The sequence below is a fragment of the Bradyrhizobium sp. AC87j1 genome (assembly GCF_002936975.1).
GTDB lineage: Bacteria > Pseudomonadota > Alphaproteobacteria > Rhizobiales > Xanthobacteraceae > Bradyrhizobium > Bradyrhizobium shewense.
This window is the reverse complement of the sequence record NZ_PTFE01000270.1, coordinates 1-790: the sequence shown is the minus strand read 5'-3', so window position 1 is coordinate 790 and position 790 is coordinate 1. Positions and strand designations below refer to the sequence as shown.

At 61.9% G+C, this 790-nt stretch carries 1 protein-coding gene; it reads right to left on the bottom strand.

Annotated elements, in window-relative coordinates:
• The coding region (locus CV770_RS41265; protein WP_104466333.1) for an IS5 family transposase at positions 1-790 on the bottom strand (790 nt) is incomplete at both ends.

The following is a 790-nucleotide window of genomic DNA, read 5'->3' as shown; positions in this document are numbered from 1 at the left end:
CCCGCTTGCCTTCATCAGACCAACGTAGCGGATGCAAGTCAGTCGCATGCGGCGTTTGAGAGTGGCGAAGGTGGTCTCAACCTGGGCTCGTCGGCGCGCGATGAGGCGGTTGTAGCGTTTGAGCCTTGGCGGCAGTTCCGGATGATGTCTGTTGGGACGGAACGCGATGCGGGGCTTTTTGCCTTCTGCTTTCAACCGGGCTCGTCTGGCATGGGTGTCATAGGCCGCATCGGCCCACACCGCGGCTTCATCGCCGCGGATCAAATCATCGGCTGGCGTGGTGTCGTTGATGTTGGCAGGCGTGGTCAACACCGTGCGGATCAGGCCGGACCCCTCGTCGACCCCCACATGGGCCTTGTAACCGAAGGTCGAGCCGCTCTTGCCCTGCCGCTTGGTGAAGCGGGCGTCGGGATCGTTTGAGGGACGATCCTCCCTCGGAGGAGCTGACACCGCCTGGATCAAGGTTGCATCCAGCATCGTGCCGCGCTTGAGGATGACGCCGGCATTCTCAAGCTGGCGATCCAGTTCGCCAAACAGCTTCTCCAGCAGGCCTTGTTCAACGAGCTGGTTCCGGAAGCGGTTCAGGACCGTATGATCGGGGATGGCATCCTCGAGGCTCAAACCAACGAAGCGCTTGAATGACAACCGGTCGCCCAGCGCCTCCTCCAGTTCGCGCTCCGAAAGACCGTAGAGCGACTGCAGCAGCACCGCGCGAAACAGCACAAGCACCGGATAGCCTGGACGACCGGGGCTCCCTTCATCCCGCAAATGGCCGATCAGCTTCTCGAAC